This is a genomic window from Pseudomonas sp. NY11955 (assembly GCF_048068035.1).
Taxonomy (GTDB): Bacteria; Pseudomonadota; Gammaproteobacteria; order Pseudomonadales; family Pseudomonadaceae; genus Aquipseudomonas.
Genome location: NZ_JBLUPS010000002.1, coordinates 296805 through 317675, shown reverse-complemented (window position 1 = coordinate 317675; position 20871 = coordinate 296805). Strand labels below are relative to the sequence as shown.

Below are 20871 nucleotides of genomic sequence, written 5' to 3'. Positions count from 1 at the left end.
GCGCACCTCAGAAGTGGATCACGCTGCGGATGCTCTTGCCTTCATGCATCAGGTCGAAGGCCTTGTTGATGTCTTCCAGGCCCATGGTGTGGGTGATGAAGGTATCCAGCGGGATCTCGCCCTTCTCCGACATTTCCACATAGCTCGGCAGTTCGCTGCGGCCACGCACGCCGCCGAACGCCGAACCACGCCATACCCGACCAGTCACCAGCTGGAACGGACGGGTGGCGATTTCCTGGCCGGCGCCGGCGACACCGATGATCACCGACTCACCCCAGCCCTTGTGGCAGCACTCCAGGGCGGCGCGCATCAGTTGCACGTTGCCGATGCACTCGAAGGAGAAGTCGACGCCACCGTCTGTGAGGTCGACGATCACTTCCTGGATCGGGCGGTCGTAGTCTTTCGGGTTGACGCAGTCGGTAGCACCCAGTTGGCGGGCGATTTCGAACTTGGCCGGGTTGATGTCGATGGCGATGATGCGCGAGGCCTTGGCCTTGACCGCGCCGATCACTGCCGACAGGCCGATGCCACCGAGGCCGAAGATGGCCACGGTATCACCTGGCTTGACTTTGGCGGTGTTGAGTACCGCGCCGATACCGGTGGTGACGCCACAACCCAGCAGGCAGACCTTTTCCAGTGGTGCTTCTTTCTGGATCTTGGCCACGGAGATTTCCGGCAGCACGGTGTACTCGGAGAAGGTCGAGGTACCCATGTAGTGGAACAGCTGCTGGCCCTTGTACGAGAAGCGCGTGGTGCCATCCGGCATCAGGCCCTTGCCCTGGGTGGCGCGGATGGCCTGGCACAGGTTGGTCTTGCCCGAGAGGCAGAACTTGCACTTGCCGCATTCCGGGGTATACAGCGGGATCACGTGGTCACCCACGGCAACCGAGGTCACGCCCTCGCCTACCGCTTCGACGATCGCACCGCCTTCGTGGCCCAGGATCGACGGGAAGATGCCCTCCGGGTCAGCACCGGACAGGGTATAGGCGTCGGTGTGGCAGACACCGCTGGCGACCACGCGCAGCAGCACTTCACCGGCCTTGGGCATGGCCACGTCGACTTCGACGATTTCCAGGGGTTTCTTGGCCTCGAAGGCTACGGCAGCACGGGACTTGATCATCAAAGGTCTCCAGACAGAGGGTCGATTCAGTCTCACAGTGTAATTCAGCGCCTTTTGATGAATAATCCGGGCAAAGACAAAACATTATTGCCACACAGGGATAATCCATGAGCAGCCGCTGGGAAGGCATCGACGAATTCGTCGCCGTGGCCGAATCAGGCCAATTCACGGCGGCCGCCGAACGCCTGGGCGTGTCGTCCTCGCACATCAGCCGCCAGATCGCCCGGCTGGAGGAGCGCCTGCAGACGCGCCTGCTGTACCGCAGTACACGCCGGGTGACGCTGAGCGAGGCCGGGCAGACCTTCCTGCAGCACTGCCAGCGCCTGCAGGATGGCCGCGAGGAAGCCCTGCGCGCCATGGGCGACCTGGCCAGCGAACCCAAGGGGTTGCTGCGCATGACCTGCGCGGTTGCCTATGGCGAACGCTTCATCGTGCCGCTGGTGACACGCTTCATGGCCCTGTACCCGCAGTTGCGGGTGGATGTGGAGTTGAGCAACCACACCCTCGACCTGCTGCACGAGGGCATGGACCTGGCTATCCGTCTGGGCCGGCTGGCTGACTCACGGCTGGTAGCCACCCGCCTGGCGCCGCGGCGCATGTACCTGTGCGCCTCGCCAGCCTACCTGGAACGTTACGGTCGGCCTCACAGCCTGTCGGAGTTGGCGCGGCACAATTGCTTGATAGGCAGTTCGGACTTGTGGGCGCTGCAGCAGGATGGCCGTGAGATCAGCCAGCGGGTGCAGGGTAACTGGCGCTGCAACAGCGGCCAGGCAGTGCTGGATGCGGCGCTGCAAGGGTTGGGTTTGTGCCAGCTGCCGGATTATTACGTGCTGGAGCACCTGAATAGCGGGGCCCTGGTGTCGTTGCTGGAGGCGCACCAGCCGCCGAATACGGCGGTATGGGCGCTGTACCCGCAGCAGCGGCACCTGTCGCCGAAGGTGCGGCGGTTGGTGGATTACCTGAAGGAGGGGTTGGCGGGGTTGCCGGAGTATCGTCTCGGCTGAAGGCGTGCGCTGCATGTACTGGCCTCTTCGCGGGCATGCCCGCTCCCACGGGGGTTGCTTACCCATTCAGGCTTGCGCTTAACCTGTGGGAGCGGGCATGCCCGCGAAGGGGTCGCCACTGGTCCAAAGCCTCAGCGGCGCCCAGCCCAGCGCTGGCGCAACCACTCCAGGTCTTCGGGCCGGGTCACCTTGATGTTGTCGCTGCGCCCTTCGACCAGCCGCGGCGCCTGACCGGACCACTCGATAGCCGAAGCCTCGTCGGTCACCACCACATCCGATACCAGGCACTCGGCCAGCGCTCGGTGCAGGGCGCCCAGGCGGAACATCTGCGGCGTGTAAGCCTGCCAGATAGTGCTGCGGTCCACCGTCGCGCTCACCCGGCCATTGCCATCGGCACGCTTGAGGGTGTCGCGCGCCGGCACCGCCAGCAGGCCACCCACCGGGTCGTCCGCCAGCTCCGCCAACAACTTGTCCAGGTCGCTGCGCGCCAGGTTCGGTCGCGCGGCATCGTGCACCAGCACCCAATCGCCGTCCGATGCCCCCTGGGCATGCAGCATCAACAAGGCGTTGAGCACCGAGTCCGCTCGCTCACGCCCGCCTGCGGCGCGCTGGATGCGAGGGTCGCTGGCGCAGCGCAGGCCAGGCCAGTACGGGTCGTCTTCGGCAATGCTGACCACCACCCCTTTAAGCGTCGGGTGGCCCAGAAAACAGTCGAGGCTGTGCTCGAGAAGGGTCTGCCCAGCCAGCTCCAGGTATTGCTTGGGGCGGTCGGCAGCCATGCGGGCACCAACGCCCGCCGCAGGAATCACGGCCCAGAAGGCCGGCAAGTTATCGATCATTTCTGTGGCAACTGGAAGAGGGTTTCGCCCTCTTTGACCATCCCCAATTCATGGCGAGCCCGTTCTTCAACGGTCTCCATGCCTTTTTTCAGCTCCAGCACTTCGGCATCGAGCACGCGGTTGCGCTCAAGCAGGCGCTCGTTTTCGGCATGCTGGTCGGCAATCTGCTGCTTCAGCTCGGTCACTTGCGCCAAGCTGCCGTTACCCACCCACAGGCGGTACTGCAGGCCACCCAGCAGCAGGAGCAGAACGAGGAACACCCAATAGGGACTGCGCATCACGTTATCCAGATTAAAAAGGCTGCCGCATTTTTTACGGGGCCTCGAATAGCACAAAGCCTGGCCGAGGCCAGGCTTCGTTGACAGAAACCCGTTGGAACGTAGTTAAGTTCAGTACGAACGTTCCTACAGCTCCGGCTGCTGTCTTTTTACCATCTCTTGCTTAGCCGCGAAACTCGGCACGACCACGGTAAACCGCTTTGGCGCCCAGTTGCTCTTCGATGCGCAGCAGTTGGTTGTACTTGGATACGCGGTCGGAACGGCACAGCGAACCGGTCTTGATCTGACCCGCGGCAGTACCCACAGCCAGGTCGGCAATGGTCGAGTCTTCGGTTTCACCGGAACGGTGCGAGATCACCGCGGTGTAGCCGGCAGCCTTGGCCATCTGGATGGCTTCCAGGGTTTCGGTCAGCGAGCCGATCTGGTTGAACTTGATCAGGATCGAGTTACCGATGCCCTTCTCGATGCCTTCCTTGAGGATCTTGGTGTTGGTCACGAACAGGTCGTCGCCAACCAGCTGAACTTTCTCGCCGATCTTGTCGGTGAGGATTTTCCAGCCAGCCCAGTCAGACTCGTCCAGGCCGTCTTCGATCGAGATGATCGGGAAGCGCTCGGTCAGGCCTTTCAGGTAGTCGGCGAAGCCTTCGGCGTCGAACGACTTGCCTTCGCCGGACAGGTTGTACTTGCCGTCTTCGTAGAATTCGGAAGCCGCGCAGTCCAGGGCCAGGGTCACGTCGGTGCCCAGCTTGTAGCCGGCTTTTTCAACGGCTTCAGCGATGGCGCCCAGGGCGTCTTCGTTGGATGCCAGGTTAGGGGCGAAGCCACCCTCATCACCTACGGCAGTGTTCAGGCCACGGGCCTTGAGCACGGCTTTGAGGTGGTGGAAGATTTCAGTGCCCATGCGCAGGCCGTCGGAGAAGGTCTTGGCGCCAACTGGCTGAACCATGAACTCCTGAATGTCGACGTTGTTATCGGCGTGCTCGCCACCGTTGATGATGTTCATCATCGGCACTGGCATCGAGTACTGGCCCGGCGTGCCGTTCAGGTTGGCGATGTGCGCGTACAGCGGCAGGTCCTGGTCCTGGGCGGCAGCTTTGGCGGCAGCCAGGGAAACAGCCAGGATGGCGTTGGCGCCCAGCTTGGCCTTGTTCTCGGTACCGTCCAGTTCGATCATGGCGCGGTCCAGGGCCTTCTGATCGGAAGGGTCCTTGCCCAGCAGCAGGTCACGGATCGGGCCGTTGATGTTGGCGACGGCCTTCAGCACGCCCTTGCCCAGGTAACGGCTCTTGTCGCCATCACGCAGCTCCAGCGCTTCGCGCGAGCCGGTGGAAGCACCGGACGGCGCGCAAGCGCTGCCGATGATGCCGTTGTCGAGCAGTACATCGGCTTCCACGGTGGGGTTGCCACGCGAATCGAGAACTTCACGACCTTTGATGTCGACGATTTTTGCCATTGTTGTAAGCACTCCAGAATTTGACGAAAACAACTTAGCTTAGGAAATTCTTGCCGTTCACCGGGCGGACTTGCTTTGGGCAGGCCAGGTGAAGGGAGCCCCTGACCGACTGGTCAGGGGTGGATCGGGCGGTACTTTACCCGAGAAATGAGCTTTACGCGGTTTCTACCGTCGGAAAACTTTTCACCAGGTCGTCCAATTGCTTGAGCTGGGCCAGGAACGGCTCCAGTTTGTCCAGGCGCAGGGCGCATGGGCCATCGCACTTGGCGTTGTCCGGGTCGGGGTGGGCTTCGAGGAACAGCCCGGCCAGGCCCTGGCTCATGCCGGCCTTGGCCAGGTCGGTGACCTGGGCACGGCGGCCGCCCGCGGAGTCGCTGCGGCCACCCGGCATCTGCAGGGCATGGGTCACATCGAAGAACACCGGGTACTCGAACTGCTTCATGATGCCGAAGCCGAGCATGTCCACTACCAGGTTGTTGTAGCCGAAGCTCGAACCACGCTCGCAGAGGATCAACTGGTCATTACCCGCTTCTTCGCACTTGGTCAGGATGTGTTTCATTTCCTGGGGGGCGAGGAACTGGGCTTTCTTGATGTTGATCACCGCGCCGGTCTTGGCCATGGCCACCACCAGGTCGGTCTGCCGCGACAGGAAAGCCGGCAGCTGGATGATGTCGCACACCTTGGCGACGGGCTCGGCCTGGTAAGGCTCGTGCACGTCGGTGATCACCGGCACGTTGAAGGTGCGCTTGATCTCTTCGAAGATCTTCAGCCCCTCTTCCATGCCCGGGCCACGGTAGGACGTTACCGACGAACGGTTGGCCTTGTCGAAGCTGGCCTTGAACACATACGGGATACCGAGCTTTTCGGTAACCCGCACGTACTCCTCGCAGACCTTCATGGCCAGGTCACGGGATTCCAGGACGTTCATGCCGCCGAACAGGACGAACGGCTTGTCGTTGGCGATCTCGATGTTACCGACGCGAATGATCTTCTGGGTCATTGATCAGGCCTTGTTCTTCTGAGCCAGGGCTGCCTTGACGAAACCGCTGAACAGCGGGTGGCCGTCACGCGGGGTCGAAGTGAACTCCGGGTGGAACTGGCAAGCGACGAACCATGGGTGGTCCTTGGACTCGACCACTTCCACCAGCGCGCCGTCTTCGGAGCGGCCGGAAACCACCAGGCCTGCATCGACCAGCTGCGGCAGCAGGTTGTTGTTCACTTCGTAGCGGTGACGGTGACGCTCGGTGATCACGTCCTTGCCGTAGCAGTCGTGCACCTTGGAACCGGCAGCCAGCTGGCAGTCCTGTGCGCCCAGGCGCATGGTACCGCCCAGGTCGGAAGCCTCGTCGCGGGTCTCGACGGCACCGGTGGCATCGGCCCACTCGGTGATCAGGCCGACCACTGGGTGGCCGCTGTTACGGTCGAACTCGGTGGAGTTGGCGTCTTTCCAGCCCATCACGTTACGGGCGAATTCGATCACGGCCACCTGCATGCCCAGGCAGATACCCAGGTACGGCACCTTGTTCTCACGGGCGTACTGCACCGCGGTGATCTTGCCTTCCACGCCGCGCAGGCCGAAACCGCCCGGCACCAGGATGGCATCGGCGCCTTCGAGCAGGCTGGTGCCCTGGTTCTCGATGTCTTCCGAGTCGATGTAGCGCAGGTTGACCTTGGTGCGGTTGGTGATGCCGGCGTGGCTCATCGCTTCGATCAGCGACTTGTACGCATCCAGCAGTTCCATGTACTTGCCGACCATGGCGATGGTCACTTCGTGCTCAGGGTTGAGCTTGGCATCGACCACCTTGTCCCATTCGGACAGGTCGGCGCCGTTGCACTGCAGGCCGAAGCGCTCGACGACGAAATCGTCCAGGCCCTGTGCGTGCAGTACGCCCGGGATCTTGTAGATGGTGTCGACGTCTTCCAGCGAAATCACCGCACGCTCTTCAACGTTGGTGAACAGCGCGATCTTGCGGCGCGACGAGGCATCGACCGGGTGGTCGGAGCGGCAGATCAGCACGTCAGGCTGCAGGCCGATGGAGCGCAGCTCCTTGACCGAGTGCTGGGTCGGCTTGGTCTTGGTTTCGCCAGCGGTGGCGATGTACGGGACCAGGGTCAGGTGCATCAGCATGGCGCGCTTGGAGCCCACTTCGACGCGCAGCTGGCGAATGGCCTCGAGGAACGGCTGCGACTCGATGTCACCCACAGTACCGCCAATTTCCACCAGGGCCACGTCGGCATCGCCGGCACCCTTGATGATGCGACGCTTGATTTCGTCGGTGATGTGCGGGATGACCTGGATGGTTGCGCCCAGGTAATCACCACGGCGTTCTTTACGCAGCACGTGCTCGTAGATACGGCCGGTGGTGAAGTTGTTGTTCTGGGTCATGGTGGTGCGGATGAACCGCTCGTAGTGGCCCAGGTCGAGGTCGGTCTCGGCGCCATCGTGGGTGACGAACACCTCACCGTGCTGGAACGGGCTCATGGTGCCCGGATCGACGTTGATGTACGGATCCAGCTTGAGCATGGTGACCTTCAGGCCCCGCGCTTCCAGGATGGCCGCCAGGGAAGCCGAGGCAATGCCTTTCCCCAATGAAGAAACAACACCGCCCGTGACGAATATGTAGCGCGTCATGAAAAACCCTAGAAGTCTGCGTTAAGGCGGCCAGCGCCGCCGGAGAAAGCGAAGGAAGGCCGAAGCCCCCGATCACCTGCGTCAATCACAGTGCATCTCGAAAAACTGCCGCGTCTGTACAGACCAGGGGTATCCCCGGCATGGAGCTCGCTCGTCATTTCCAGAATCAGCCCAGCAAAAAACTGCTTGGTAATCGGCAACCCCTGTGTTTTCGCGGAACCCACAGAAGTTGTATCAAGAAGGGAGGGTAGTCTACCGGAATGTACCCTTCAGCTCAAACCTTGCGCGTTCGTCGGTAACTGCCAATGCAGCTGGCAATCCGCCTGCCCCGGTCCGGGCAGGTTGGCCACCGCCAACAGGCGTTCGCCCTGATACAGCAGCGGCAGGCGCGAGCGCAGAAAATGCGGCACTTGCTGTTCATTGAGCAGGCGCTTGAGGTCACGCCGGCCACGGCCGGGGATCTCCAGTATTTCGCCGCCTTGGCGGTAAGCAACGCGCAACCCATCCAACCTGGCTGCGCCAACAAGACGCACACTGCCATTGCCCGGCAGCAGCAAGGGTTGGCCAGGATCAACCCAGGCCAGCTGACCGGCGGGCGGCTGCAGCCAATCGCCACTCAACCACCAGATGCGTCCATGACTACGGAGCAACCGCCCATCGGCTAGCGGCCAGACCGGCTGGGCATCGGCGCCGGCATCGCGCAGGTCTGCCCAGCCAGCCCAATGCCGGGTGTCGGGCAAACGGGTGCGCTGGCTCAGCCAATACTGCAAGGCATTGCGTTGACGGGCCGGCGAAAGCGTCACCAGGGCGGCCAGGTCAAGCGATGGCAGCGCCGACCAAGCGGTGGGTGCCCCTTGCTCCGCGCGCGCCAGGTCGGCCTGGGCCAGTTCATCCAGCAGGCCCAGGGCCTCGCCCAGGTGGTCTGCAGCGCGGGCGAGGTTCTGGCCGGCCTGTGGCCAACGTTGCTGCAGGCGTGGGAAGACTTCGCCGCGCAGGTAGTTGCGGGCGAAATGGGTGTCGGTGTTTGACGGGTCCTCGATCCAGGTCAGGCGTTGGGCATTAGCGTAGTCCTGCACCTGTTGCCGGGCACAACCCAGCAACGGCCTGACCAGGCTGCCCTGCCCTAGCACCCGTTGCCTCGGCATTGCCGCAAGGCCACGCAGGCCGGCGCCACGCAGCAGGCGAAACAGCAGGGTTTCGGCCTGGTCATCGCGGTGCTGGCCGGTGAACAGGATGTCGCCCGGACCAAGCACTTGCTCGAAGGCGCCATAGCGGGCGTCGCGCGCGGCCTGTTCGAGGCTGGCGCCGGGGCTTACCTGGACGTGGATAACCTGAAGTTCGATGCCGAGGCTGTCGCAGACGACTTGGCAATGGGCGGGCCAGGCGTCCGCGGCGGACTGCAGGCCGTGATGGACATGAATGGCGCGCAGTGGGGGCGACGCGTGGTTGCGGGCGTAATCGGCCAGCAGGTGCAGGAGGACGGTGGAATCGAGGCCGCCGGAATAGGCGATGTACCAGGTGGGGGCATGGAGCCAGGGGTTGAGGTTGATCATCTAGCCCTCGCTCGATTCAACAAAGCATTCGCGGGCACGCCCGCTCCCACAGGTAATGCGCTGCCCTCGGGGCTAGCGCCATATTTGTGGGAGCGGGCGTGCCCGCGAACACCGGCAAAGCCGGTGCCAGTCATCTCGCTATCAGAGGCCGTAGCTCATCAGGCGCTCGTAACGACGGGCCAGCAGCGCGTCGTTGTCGAACTTGCCAAGCATGTCCAGCTGCTGCACCAGGTCGGCACGGATGCTTTCCGACATCTTCACCGGGTCGCGGTGGGCGCCGCCCAGCGGTTCCTGGATGACCTTGTCGACAATGTTCAGGCTCTTCAGGCGCTCGGCGGTGATGCCCATGGCCTCGGCCGCATCGGCGGCCTTGTCGGCCGTCTTCCACAGGATCGAAGCACAGCCTTCCGGCGAGATCACCGAATACGTGGAGTACTGCAGCATGTTCAGCTGGTCGCACACGCCAATGGCCAGTGCACCGCCGGAACCACCCTCACCGATCACGGTGGCGATGATCGGGGTTTTCAGGCGCGCCATCACTCGCAGGTTCCAAGCGATGGCTTCGCTCTGGTTGCGCTCTTCGGCGTCGATGCCCGGGTAGGCGCCAGGGGTGTCGATGAAGGTCAGGATCGGCATCTTGAAGCGTTCGGCCATTTCCATCAGGCGGCAAGCCTTGCGGTAGCCTTCCGGGCGCGGCATGCCGAAGTTGCGACGCACCTTCTCGCGCACTTCGCGGCCCTTCTGGTGACCGATGACCATTACCGCCTTGCCGTCCAGGCGTGCGGTACCACCCACGATGGCGGCGTCGTCGGCGAAGTGGCGGTCACCGTGCAGCTCTTCGAACTCGGTGAAGATGTGTTCCAGGTAGTCCAGGGTGTAAGGACGACGTGGGTGGCGAGCCAGACGGGCGATCTGCCAGCTGGTCAGGTTGCCGAAGATGCTTTCGGTCAGGGTGTTGCTCTTGTCTTGCAGACGGGCAATTTCATCGCTGATGTTCAGCGAGTTGTCGTTGCCTACCAGGCGCAGGCCTTCGATCTTGGCTTGCAGGTCGGCAATCGGCTGTTCGAAATCGAGAAAATTCGGGTTCATAGTCATCCGTCTTGGGTCTACGGCCAGGCGGCCGGCCGGTTGATCCGTTTGGCGCCATACCTTAAGGGATCAGGCGCATTCAGGTCGAGATTAAATTTTTGTCGGTTCAACGATATTGCAGGAAGACGTTCTCACGCCCGAACTGGTCACGCAGCGCCTGAATCAGCCCGTCGGCGGGGTCGATCGCCCACTGCTCACCGAACTGCAGCATGGCCTTGGCGTCGCTGCCGGTGTACTCCAGGGTGATCGGGCAAGCACCGCGATGGCGGGTGATCAGCTCACCCAGCCACTTCAGCCGGTCACCCTTCAGTGCATCGTGCGCCACTTTCAGGCGCAGGCTCTCGGCCAGCTTGGTGCGCGCGTCTTCCATGGTCATGACCTGTTTCACTCGCAGGCGCAGGCCGCCGGAGAAGTCGTCGTTGCTGACCTCGCCTTCGACCACCACCATGGCATCGGCCTGCAGCAAGGACTGTGCCGCCATGTAGGCATCGGCAAACAGCGAAGCCTCGATCCGCCCGGAACGGTCATCCAGGGTTACGAAGCCCATCTTGTCGCCCTTCTTGTTCTTCATCACCCGCAGAGCAATGATCATGCCGGCGATGGTCTGGGTTTCCCGCGAGGGCTTGAGATCGATGATGCGCTGGCGGGCGAAGCGGCGGATTTCGGTCTCGTATTCGTCGATCGGGTGGCCGGTCAGGTACAGGCCAAGGGTGTCCTTCTCGCCCTTCAGGCGCTCCTTCAAGGTCAGTTCGCGCACCTTGCGGTGGTTGGCATAAACATCGACATCCGCCTCATCGAACATGCCGCCGAACAGGTCGACGTGGCCACTGTCAGCGGTATGCGCCGCCTGCTCGGCGGCCTTGATCGCTTCGCCCAGCGCCGAGAGCAACGTCGCCCGATTGAGGTCGATGTTGGCATGGTAGGCCTTGATCTCGTCATGGAAGTGCGGGCCCAGCCGGTCCAGCGCACCGCTGCGCACCAGCGCATCGAGGGTACGCTTGTTGACCCGCTTGAGGTCGATGCGTTCACAGAAATCGAACAGGTCCTTGAACGGCCCGCCCTGGGCGCGGGCTTCGACGATCGCCTCGACCGGGCCTTCGCCGACGCCCTTGATCGCGCCCAAGCCGTAAACGATACGGCCGTCGTTGTTGACGGTGAACTTGAAGTCCGAGAAGTTCACGTCCGGTGCGTCCAGGCGCAACTTCATGTTGCGAACTTCTTCTACCAGCACCACCACCTTGTCGGTGTTGTGCATATCCGCCGACAGTACCGCGGCCATGAACGGCGCCGGGTAGTGGGTTTTCAGCCAGGCGGTCTGGTACGACACCAGGCCATAGGCGGCGGAGTGAGATTTGTTGAAGCCGTAACCGGCGAATTTCTCCACCAGGTCGAAAATGTTACCGGCAAGGTCCGCATCGATATTGTTGGCCACGCAACCTTCGATGAACCCCCCGCGCTGCTTGGCCATTTCCTCGGGCTTTTTCTTACCCATCGCCCGGCGCAGCATGTCGGCGCCGCCCAGGGTATAGCCCGCCATCACCTGGGCAATCTGCATCACCTGTTCCTGGTACAGGATGATGCCGTAGGTCGGTGCCAGTACCGGCTTGAGGCCTTCGTACTGGTAGTCGGAATGCGGGTAGGCCAGCTCGGCGCGGCCGTGCTTGCGGTTGATGAAGTCGTCTACCATGCCCGATTGCAGCGGGCCGGGGCGGAACAGTGCCACCAGTGCGATGAGGTCTTCCAGGCAGTCGGGCTTGAGCTTCTTGATCAGCTCCTTCATGCCCCGCGATTCAAGCTGGAACACCGCCGTGGTTTCGGCCTTCTGCAACAGCTCGTAGGTCTTGCGGTCGTCCAGCGGGATGAAGTCGATGTTGAGGTCGGGCAGGTTGTTCTTGGCCTGCTCGCGGTTGATGATCTCCATCGCCCACTTGATGATGGTCAGCGTACGCAGGCCGAGGAAGTCGAACTTCACCAGGCCCGCGGCCTCCACGTCGTCCTTGTCGAACTGGGTTACCAGGCCGCCGCCCTCTTCGTCACAGGCGATCGGCGAAAAATCGGTGAGCTTGGTCGGCGCGATAACCACACCACCGGCGTGCTTGCCGGTACCTCGGGTTACGCCCTCCAGCTTCAGGGCCATGTCCCAGATTTCGCGGGCGTCTTCGTCGCCCTTGAGGAAGTCGCGCAGGATTTCTTCCTGCTCGTAGGCTTTCTCCAGGGTCATGCCCACTTCGAATGGGATCATCTTCGACAGGCGATCGGCCAGGCCGTAGGACTTGCCCTGCACCCGCGCCACGTCACGCACCACCGCCTTGGCGGCCATGGTACCGAAGGTGATGATCTGGCTCACCGCGTTGCGGCCGTAGGCTTCGGCCACATAGTCGATGACCCGGTCTCGGCCATCCATGCAGAAGTCGACGTCGAAGTCGGGCATGGAAATACGTTCAGGGTTGAGGAAACGCTCGAACAGCAGGTCGTAGGCCAGCGGGTCGAGGTCGGTGATCTTCAGCACGTAGGCCACCAGCGAGCCGGCACCCGAACCCCGGCCCGGGCCAACCGGGACGTCGTTGTTCTTGGCCCACTTGATGAAGTCCATAACGATCAGGAAGTAACCGGGGAAGCCCATCTGGATGATGATGTCCAGCTCGAACTTCAGGCGGTCCAGGTAAACCTGACGTTTTTCTTCGTAATTGGGCGTGGTCTCCTTCGGCCACAGCACCGCCAGGCGCTCTTCCAGGCCTTCGTGGGACACATGCCGCAGGTAATCGTCGATGCCCATGCCATTGGGCGTAGGGAAGTCCGGCAGGAAGTATTTGCCCAGCTGTACCTGGATGTTGCAGCGCTTGGCGATTTCGACGGTGTTGGCGATGGCGTCGGGCAGGTCGCTGAACAGCTCGGCCATTTCCTCGGCCGACTTCAGGTACTGCTGGTCGCTGTAACCACGCGGGCGGCGCGGATCGTCGAGGGTCCAGCCCTCGCCGATGCACACGCGGGTTTCATGGGCGTCGAAGTCGGTCTGCTTGATGAAACGCACGTCGTTGGTGGCCACCAGTGGCGCGCCAAGCTTGTCGGCCAAGGCTACCGCAGCGTGGACATATTCTTCGTCGCGGGCGCGGTTGGTACGCTGCAGTTCAACGTAGAAGCGCTCGGGGAACATGCCCATCCAGTCTTGCAGCAGGGCCTGGGCTTCATCGTCCCGACCGGCCAACAAGGCCATGCCGATATCGCCTTCCTTGCCCGCCGACAGGGCAATCAGGCCCTCGCTGGCAGGGGCGATCCATTCACGCTGGAGGATGACCAGGCCGTTGCGCTGGCCATCGGTCCAACCCCGCGAGATCAGCTCGGTGAGGTTGCGATAGCCCTTGGGGTCCATGGCCAGGAAGCAGATACGCGACAGCGGGGCTTCCGGGTCGGCACCGGCCAGCCACAGGTCGGCACCGCAGATCGGCTTGATGCCGGCGCCCATGGCCGTCTTGTAGAACTTCACCAGCGAGCACATGTTGCTCTGGTCGGTGATCGCCACCGCCGGCATGCTCATCCCGGCCAGCGCCTTGGCCAGCGGTTTGATCCGCACCAGGCCGTCGACCAGCGAGAATTCGGAGTGGACGCGCAGGTGAACGAAGGGAACCGACATGGAAGATCCTGTAGCAGAGCTTAACGACAAGGGCGGGATTGTAGCTTAAATGAGCAGGGATTTTGGGGCGGCTTGCACCATCTCTGTAGGAGCAGCCTTGTGCTGCGAAGAGGCCAGTATGAGAGACACAAATGCATGTGCTGTGCCGGCTTCTTCGCAGCACAAGGCTGCTCCTACAAGAGCGAAAGGGCCGCGAAGCGGCCCTGGCAGGTCAGATCAGGGAATCGGTGATGCCTTCACGTGCTTCCCAGGCCGCCCGCACCGGGGCAAAGGAGCGCCGATGAATGGGCGTAGGCCCCAGTCGCGCGAGCGCCTCGAGGTGCACCGGGGTCGGGTAACCCTTATGCCCGCCAATGCCATAGCCTGGGTAGATCAGCTCGAACGCGCTCATCTCACGGTCACGGGTTACCTTGGCCAGGATCGATGCCGCCGCAATGGCAGGCACCTGGCTATCGCCCTTCACCACCGGCGACGCCGGCACGGCCAGCTTCGGGCAGCGGTTGCCATCGATCAGGGCCAGCTTGGGTGTAATGTGCAAGCCCTCCACCGCGCGCTGCATGGCCAGCATGGTGGCCTGCAGTATGTTCAGGCGGTCGATTTCCTCGACCTCGGCGCGGGCGATGCAGAAGCTCAAGGCCTTTTCGCAGATCTCGTCGAACAGCGCCTCACGCTTGGCTTCAGTGAGTTTCTTCGAATCGTTCAGGCCAAGGATCGGCCGCGCAGGATCGAGGATCACCGCCGCCGTTACCACCGCGCCGCACAGCGGGCCACGGCCCACTTCATCAACGCCGGCAACCAGGTCTTCGACCAGGTTGAAATCCAGTCCAATTTGCATGTCAGCGGTCCTTGAGCAGCGCCAGTACCGCCTCGGCCGCCTGGTTGGAGGCGTCACGGCGCAGGGTGCGGTGAATTTCGTCGAATCGCTCGGTCTGCTGGCTACCATCGCGCACCAGCGGCGCAAGGGTATTAGCCAACGCTTCGCTGGTGGCGTCGTCTTGCAACAGCTCAGGCACCAGTTCGCGCTGGGCCAGCAGGTTGGGCAACGACACGTAAGGGCTTTTCACCAGTCGCTTGAGAATCCAGTAGGTCAACGGTGCCAGGCGGTACGCCACCACCATCGGCCGCTTGTACAGGAGCGCTTCGAGGGTGGCCGTGCCTGATGCGATCAGCACCGCGTCACAGGCCGCCAGGGCCTGGTGCGACTGGCCATCGAGCAAGGTCAGCGGCAGTTGGCGACCTTCAAGCATCTGTTCGACCTGGGCACGCCGCGCAGCGTTGGCGCACGGCAGCACGAAGCGCACGCCCGGCACCTGCTGGCACAGGCGCTCGGCGGCATCGAGGAACAACGCGCCCAAGCGCCCTACTTCGCCACCGCGGCTGCCCGGCATCAGCGCCACTAGCGGCCCGTCGCCCAGACCCAGCGCGGTGCGGGCGGCTGGGCGGTCAGCTTCAAGCGGGATGGTGTCGGCCAACGGGTGGCCGACAAAGCGCACCGGTACACCTTGCTCTTCGTAGAACCGCGCCTCGAACGGCAACAGCGTCAGCATCAGGTCGCAACCTTCGCGAATCTTCAGCACGCGCTTCTGCCGCCAGGCCCATACCGACGGGCTGACGTAGTGCACGGTCTTGATCCCGGCCTGGCGCAGTTTCAGTTCGATGTTGAGGGTAAAGTCAGGGGCGTCGATACCGATGAACACGTCGGGCTTTTCGTCGATCAGGGTCTGGATCAGCAGCTTGCGGCGCTTGAGCAGCTCGCGCAGGCGCCCCAGTACTTCGACCAGGCCCATGACGGCCAGGCGCTCCATGGGGAAGTACGATTGCAGGCCTTCGGCCTCCATCAAGGGGCCGCCAACACCGATAAAACGTACGTCGGGGTGGCGTGCCTTGAGGGCACGCATCAGGCCTGAACCCAGAATATCGCCGCTGGCCTCACCTGCGACCAGCGCTACGCAAAGCTGAGCCATATCAGCGCGTGATGCCGCGGGCGGAGTTCACGATCGACTGGCGGAACAGCTCGACCTCAGGGTGTTGCGCAGCTGGCTCGGCCAGCTCTTTGAGCGCGTCTTCGACGGTCAGGCCCTGGCGGTAGACAATCTTGTAGCAACGACGCAGCACGTGGATCACCTCGTCGCTGAAACCACGGCGGCGCATGCCCTCGAAGTTCATGCTGCGGGCCTCGGCCGGGCTGCCGAACACGGTGACGAAGGCCGGGACATCCTTGCCAATCGCCGTGCCCATGCCGGAAAACGCGTGGGCGCCGATATGGCAGTACTGGTGAACCAGGGTGTAGCCGGAGAGGATCGCCCAGTCCCCCACATGCACATGGCCGGCCAGCGCCGTGTTGTTGACCAGGATGCAGTGGTTGCCGATGACGCTGTCGTGGCCGATGTGGGCATAGGCCATGATCAGGTTGTGGTCGCCCACGGTGGTTTCCGCGCGGTCCTGAACAGTGCCACGGTGGATGGTCACCCCTTCGCGAATCACATTGTGATCGCCGATCACCAGGCGCGTCGGTTCACCCTTGTACTTGAGGTCCGGGGTGTCTTCACCGATCGAGGAAAACTGAAAGATACGGTTGTGCTTGCCGATGCGGGTCGGCCCCTTGAGCACAACATGCGGGCCGATAACGGTGCCCTCCCCGATTTCTACATCAGGGCCAACGATCGACCAAGGGCCGACCTCGACGCCATCGGCCAGCTTGGCCGACGGATCGATAATGGCCCGAGGATCAATCGAATTCATAGGGAGCGTTCCGCACAGGTGATTTCTGCCGAGCAAACCGGTTTGCCATCGACCAGGGCGCGGCATTCGAACTTCCAGATCATGCTTTTGCGGCTGAGGAACTTGGCCTCCAGCACCAACTGGTCACCCGGCAGTACCGGCTGACGGAAACGCAACTTGTCGGAACCGACGAAGTAGTACAGGGTGCCATCGGCCGGCTTGGCATCGAGCATCTTGAAACCAAGGATGCCGGCCGCCTGGGCCATGGCTTCGATGATCAGGACGCCCGGCATGATCGGGTGCGCCGGGAAGTGGCCATTGAAAAACGGCTCGTTGATGCTGACATTCTTGTAGGCACGAATGCTCTGGGCCTCGAAGTCCAGATCCGTCACGCGGTCCACCAGCAGGAACGGGTAACGGTGAGGCAGGTATTCGCGAATCTCGTTGATGTCCATCATTTCGGGGGGGAAGCCTGTAATAAGAATAGGGAGCGCAGGTGCTGACCACACGCTCCTTTTGCAATCCAAAGAGGAGCCAGCTAGCGACTGTTCACTCTTGCTCAGGGAATGGTATCAGCCTTCTGATGTCGGCAGGCCACCTGAGGTCACGGTATCGACGCGTTTTTCCAGTTGCTGAAGACGCTTGGCCATGTCATCGAGCTGGCGGATACGCGCAGCGCTCTTGCGCCAGTCAGCCAGAGGCTGCATGGCTGTGCCGGATGAATAGGAACCGGGTTCGGTGATCGAACGGGTTACCATGGTCATCCCGGAAACGAATACGTTATCGCAAATATCAATGTGCCCTACCAGGCCTACGCCGCCGGCCAGCATGCAATGCTTGCCGATGCGTGTACTGCCGGAGATGCCTACGCAAGCGGCCATGGCCGTGTGGTCGCCGATCTGCACGTTGTGGGCGATCTGGATCTGGTTGTCGAGCTTGACCCCGTCCCCGATCCGCGTATCGGACAGTGCACCACGGTCGACGGCAGTATTGACGCCGATTTCCACGTCATCACCAATGGTGACGCCGCCAATCTGGGCGATCTTGCGCCAGATGCCCTTCTCGTTGGCAAAGCCGAAGCCTTCGCCGCCGATCACGGCACCCGACTGGATGACCACACGCTTACCAATGGTGACGTCGTGGTACAACGTCACCCGCGGCGCCAGCCAGCCGCCCTCACCGACAACGCAACGCGCACCGATGAAGCAATGTGCGCCGATGCTGACATCAGCCTCGATACGCGCACCACTTTCAATAACCGCGAACGGCCCGATGCTGGCGCTGACGTCTACCTGCGCGTCCTCAGCCACCACGGCGCTGGGATGAATTCCCGCCACAGCCTTGGGTTTAGGGTCGAACAGGTGGGAAATACGCGCATACGCCTGGTACGGGTCGGCCACGATCAGGGCATTACCAGCGAAACTTTCGGCATCCGCGGCCTTGAGCAATACCGCACCTGCCTGGCAGTTATCCAGGTACTTGCGGTACTGCGGGTTGGCGAGGAAGCTCAATTGACCGGGGCCAGCCTCCTGCAAGGTGGCAAGCCCGGTAATCTGCAGCGCCTCGGGCCCCTTGAGGGTGGCACCGAGGGCCTCGGCCAGCTGGCCTAGCGTCATGGTCACACTCATATCAACGGGCTTGGTTCATGCGCTCGATGACCTGGCGGGTGATGTCGTACTGAGGTTTGACATCGATGACCGCGCCACGCTCGAGGACCAGGTCGTAGCCGCCCTTCTTGATCACTTCCTCGACAGCGCCATCCAGCTTCGGCTTCAGCTGCTTGAGCATGTCGCGGTCGGCAACGGCCTTGGCTTCGTTCAGCTCCTTGGACTGGAACTGGAAGTCGCGGGCCTTTTGCTTGAATTCGAGCTCCAGGCGCTCACGCTCCTGCTGCTGCATCTTGTCGCCGCCTTTGATCAGACGGTCCTGGATACCCTTGGCGCTGCTTTCCAGGCTTTTCAGCTTGGTCAGTTGCGGACCGAACTTCTTCTCGGCATCGACCGCGTACTTCTTGGCGGCATCCGACTCGAGCAGGGCCATCTGATAGTTCAGCACGGCTACCTTCATTTCGGCGAAAGCCGGGGTGGCGACCAGCGCCGCGGCCACTACGGCCAGTTGAGCCAATTTACGCACGATGCACTCCTGGATAAACCGTTGTCGTTAAGCAGGGGCCGACCTTAGAAGGTCTGGCCCAGAGAGAATTGGAACACCTGGGTGTCAGCATCGTCCGGTTTCTTGACCGGCATTGCCAGGCTGAAGCTCAGCGGGCCCAGTGCGGTAATCCAGGTCACGCCCAGGCCGACCGAACTGGCCATGCCCGAGAAACCGACCTTCTCGCAATCAGGCTTGCTGCCGCAATTGGTGTCGAACACGTTACCCACGTCCCAGAACACGGAGGTGCGCAGCGAACGCTGGTCCTTGACGAACGGCAGCGGGAACAGCAGCTCGACACCACCTTGCACCAGCACGTTACCACCGAACGGCAACGGATCCTGGTCCGGGTCGGCGATGGTGCCAGGTCTGCCACCTGGGTTACCTTCACCACGACTCGGGGTGCTGCGCGGGCCCAGGCTGCTGTCCTTGAAGCCACGGACAGAGTTGAAGCCACCTGCGAAGTAGTTCTCGTAGAACGGCAAGCCCGAAGTGCTGCCATAACCATCACCATAGCCCAGCTCGGTGTGCAGGCGCAGGGTGTAGTCGTTGCTGATCGGCTTGAACAGCTGGCCACGGTAGTCGAGTTTGAAGAATGACAGGTCGCTGCCCGGAATGGTGGATTCCAGGGTCAGGCTTTGCGAGTGACCACGGGTGGCCAGCACGCCTTTGTTCAAGGTCGATTCGGACCAGCCGATCGAAGCCTTGAAGTTCAGGAAGTTGTCGCCTTCCTGGTCGAGGAAGTCGAAGATCTCGTCAACGGTGTACTTGCCGGTCTTGATCTTGTCCTGCTGCACGCTCAGGCCGTAGGTCAGGCGCGAGGTTTCGCTGATCGGGTAGCCCAGGCTCACACCGGCACCGTAGCTGTCCACCGCATAGCTGGCCACGTCGACGTCGAGGTCGTCGTAGTCGGTGCTGCGGTAGAAGGCGTTGTAACCCAGGCTGACGCCGTCGGCAGTGAAGTAGGGGTCCACGAAGCCGAAGTTGTAGCGGGTCTGGTATTCCGAACGGGTCAGGCCGACGGATACCTTGTTACCGGTACCGAGGAAGTTGCTCTGGCTGATCGAGCCACCCAGGATCAGGCCGGCGCTCTGGGCGAAACCGACGCTGGCGGTGATCGAGCCGGAGGCCTGCTCTTCGACGCTGTAGTTGACGTCGACCTGGTCGTCGGTGCCCGGCACCGGCGGGGTCTCGACGTTGACTTCCTTGAAGAAGCCCAGGCGCTCCAGGCGGGTCTTGGACTGGTCGATCAGGTAGGTCGAAGCCCAGCCACCTTCCATCTGGCGCATTTCGCGGCGCAGCACTTCGTCTTCGGTCTTGGTGTTGCCGCGGTAGTTGATGCGGTTGACGTAGGCACGCTTGCCCGGGTCGACCACGAACATGATGTCGACCGTGTGGTCCTGGTCGTTCGGCTGTGGCACGCCGTTGACGTTGGCGAAGGTATAGCCTTCGTTACCCAGACGACGGGTGATCAGCTCGGAGGTGGTGGTCATCACCTTGCGCGAGAAGACCTGGCCTGGCTGCACCAGCAGCAGCGACTTGACCTGGTCTTCCGGCACCTTGAGGTCACCGGACAGCTTCACGTCGCGAACGGTGTACTTCTCGCCTTCATTGATGTTGACGGTGATGTAGACGTGCTTCTTGTCCGGCGTGATGGACACCTGGGTGGAGGCGATGTCCATGTTGATGTAGCCACGGTCCAGGTAGTAGGAACGCAGGCGCTCCAGATCACCGGACAGTTTTTCGCGGGCGTACTTGTCGTCGTTCTTGAAGAACGACAGCCAGTTGGTGGTCTTCAGCTCGAACAGCTGCCCCAGGGTTTCATCGTCGAACACGTTGTTGCCGACGATGTTGATGTGCTGGATGGCGGCGACGGTGCCTTCGTTGATCTTGATCTTCAGCGCCACACGGTTACGCGGCTGCGGCACCACTTCGGCGTCGACTTCGGCCGAGTAGCGGCCCTGGGCCACGTACTGGCGCTGCAGCTCGTTACGCACGCCTTCGAGGGTGGCACGCTGGAAGATCTCGCCTTCGGCCAGGCCCGACTGCTTCAGGCCCTTCATCAGGTCTTCGGTGCTGATCGCCTTGTTGCCTTCGATCTCGATGCTCGACACCGACGGGCGCTCGACCACGTTGATGATCAGCACATTGCCATCGCGGTTCAGCTGGATGTCCTGGAAGAACCCGGTCTTGAACAGGGAACGGGTCGAGTCCACCAGGCGACGGTCATCGGCCTGGTCGCCGACGTTCAGTGGCAAGGCACCGAACACACTGCCGGCGGAAACCCGCTGCAGGCCGTTGACGCGAATATCGGAGATGGTGAAGGACTCGGCGTGAACTTCAGCGATCATCAGTGCGGACATGACCGCAGTTAGCAGCAGACGTTTCATGAAGTCCTTT

17 protein-coding genes are annotated in these 20871 nt (G+C 62.3%); 1 reads left to right on the top strand and 16 read right to left on the bottom strand.

What is annotated here, in order from left to right:
• Window positions 1–7 precede the first annotated feature (7 nt).
• Window positions 8–1120, bottom strand: a complete 1113-nt coding sequence (locus ACNFBR_RS04510) for an S-(hydroxymethyl)glutathione dehydrogenase/class III alcohol dehydrogenase (protein ID WP_012270857.1) — start codon at window positions 1118–1120, stop codon at window positions 8–10.
• Window positions 1121–1227: 107 nt separating this feature from the next.
• Between ACNFBR_RS04510 and ACNFBR_RS04505 the strand changes: the two genes are divergently transcribed.
• Window positions 1228–2124: a LysR substrate-binding domain-containing protein gene (locus tag ACNFBR_RS04505; protein ID WP_416733837.1), complete on the top strand. Its 897-nt coding sequence runs from the start codon at window positions 1228–1230 to the stop codon at window positions 2122–2124.
• 131 nt (window positions 2125–2255) lie between these two features.
• Here the strand turns inward: ACNFBR_RS04505 and ispD are convergent, their stop codons facing one another.
• From ispD to bamA, 15 genes are all read right to left on the bottom strand, one after another.
• Window positions 2256–2963: a 2-C-methyl-D-erythritol 4-phosphate cytidylyltransferase gene (ispD, locus tag ACNFBR_RS04500; protein ID WP_416733836.1), complete on the bottom strand. Its 708-nt coding sequence runs from the start codon at window positions 2961–2963 to the stop codon at window positions 2256–2258.
• Window positions 2960–3241 carry a cell division protein FtsB gene (ftsB, locus tag ACNFBR_RS04495; protein ID WP_012270854.1) on the bottom strand — a complete coding sequence of 94 codons (282 nt, stop codon included), beginning with the start codon at window positions 3239–3241 and terminating at the stop codon, window positions 2960–2962. Before ftsB ends, ispD begins: the two co-directional genes overlap by 4 nt.
• Window positions 3242–3404: 163 nt before the next feature.
• The gene (gene eno / locus ACNFBR_RS04490) at window positions 3405–4694 is read right to left on the bottom strand and encodes a phosphopyruvate hydratase (RefSeq protein ID WP_003252333.1); all 1290 of its coding nucleotides are present in this window, start codon (window positions 4692–4694) and stop codon (window positions 3405–3407) included.
• Window positions 4695–4848: 154 nt separating this feature from the next.
• Entirely contained in the window at window positions 4849–5694 is an 846-nt protein-coding gene (gene kdsA, locus ACNFBR_RS04485; protein WP_416733835.1) for a 3-deoxy-8-phosphooctulonate synthase, read from the bottom strand.
• Window positions 5695–5697: 3 nt separating this feature from the next.
• A complete protein-coding gene (locus tag ACNFBR_RS04480) occupies window positions 5698–7326 on the bottom strand; it encodes a CTP synthase (protein ID WP_012270851.1) in 1629 nt (542 codons plus the stop codon).
• Window positions 7327–7595: 269 nt separating this feature from the next.
• Complete coding sequence (tilS, locus tag ACNFBR_RS04475; RefSeq protein WP_416733834.1) at window positions 7596–8879, bottom strand: tRNA lysidine(34) synthetase TilS; 1284 nt, start codon at window positions 8877–8879, stop codon at window positions 7596–7598.
• Window positions 8880–9020: 141 nt separating this feature from the next.
• A complete protein-coding gene (locus ACNFBR_RS04470; protein WP_416733833.1) occupies window positions 9021–9968 on the bottom strand; it encodes an acetyl-CoA carboxylase carboxyltransferase subunit alpha in 948 nt (315 codons plus the stop codon).
• A 106-nt stretch (window positions 9969–10074) separates the two neighbouring features.
• A complete protein-coding gene (gene dnaE, locus ACNFBR_RS04465; protein ID WP_416733832.1) occupies window positions 10075–13599 on the bottom strand; it encodes a DNA polymerase III subunit alpha in 3525 nt (1174 codons plus the stop codon).
• 211 nt (window positions 13600–13810) lie between these two features.
• Window positions 13811–14434: a ribonuclease HII gene (gene rnhB, locus ACNFBR_RS04460; protein ID WP_416733831.1), complete on the bottom strand. Its 624-nt coding sequence runs from the start codon at window positions 14432–14434 to the stop codon at window positions 13811–13813.
• A gap of 1 nt (window position 14435) precedes the next feature.
• Window positions 14436–15563 (bottom strand): lipid-A-disaccharide synthase, encoded by a 1128-nt coding sequence (lpxB, locus tag ACNFBR_RS04455; protein WP_416733830.1) that lies wholly within the window; start codon window positions 15561–15563, stop codon window positions 14436–14438.
• Between the two features lies 1 nt (window position 15564).
• Window positions 15565–16341, bottom strand: a complete 777-nt coding sequence (lpxA, locus tag ACNFBR_RS04450) for an acyl-ACP--UDP-N-acetylglucosamine O-acyltransferase (protein WP_416733829.1) — start codon at window positions 16339–16341, stop codon at window positions 15565–15567.
• Entirely contained in the window at window positions 16338–16778 is a 441-nt protein-coding gene (gene fabZ, locus ACNFBR_RS04445; RefSeq protein ID WP_003252314.1) for a 3-hydroxyacyl-ACP dehydratase FabZ, read from the bottom strand. Before fabZ ends, lpxA begins: the two co-directional genes overlap by 4 nt.
• Before the next feature lie 114 nt (window positions 16779–16892).
• Window positions 16893–17948 (bottom strand): UDP-3-O-(3-hydroxymyristoyl)glucosamine N-acyltransferase, encoded by a 1056-nt coding sequence (lpxD, locus tag ACNFBR_RS04440; protein WP_416733828.1) that lies wholly within the window; start codon window positions 17946–17948, stop codon window positions 16893–16895.
• A gap of 1 nt (window position 17949) precedes the next feature.
• Entirely contained in the window at window positions 17950–18453 is a 504-nt protein-coding gene (locus ACNFBR_RS04435; RefSeq protein WP_003252311.1) for an OmpH family outer membrane protein, read from the bottom strand.
• 44 nt (window positions 18454–18497) lie between these two features.
• Window positions 18498–20861, bottom strand: coding sequence for an outer membrane protein assembly factor BamA (bamA, locus tag ACNFBR_RS04430; protein WP_416733827.1), 2364 nt, complete (start codon window positions 20859–20861; stop codon window positions 18498–18500).
• Window positions 20862–20871 lie beyond the last annotated feature (10 nt).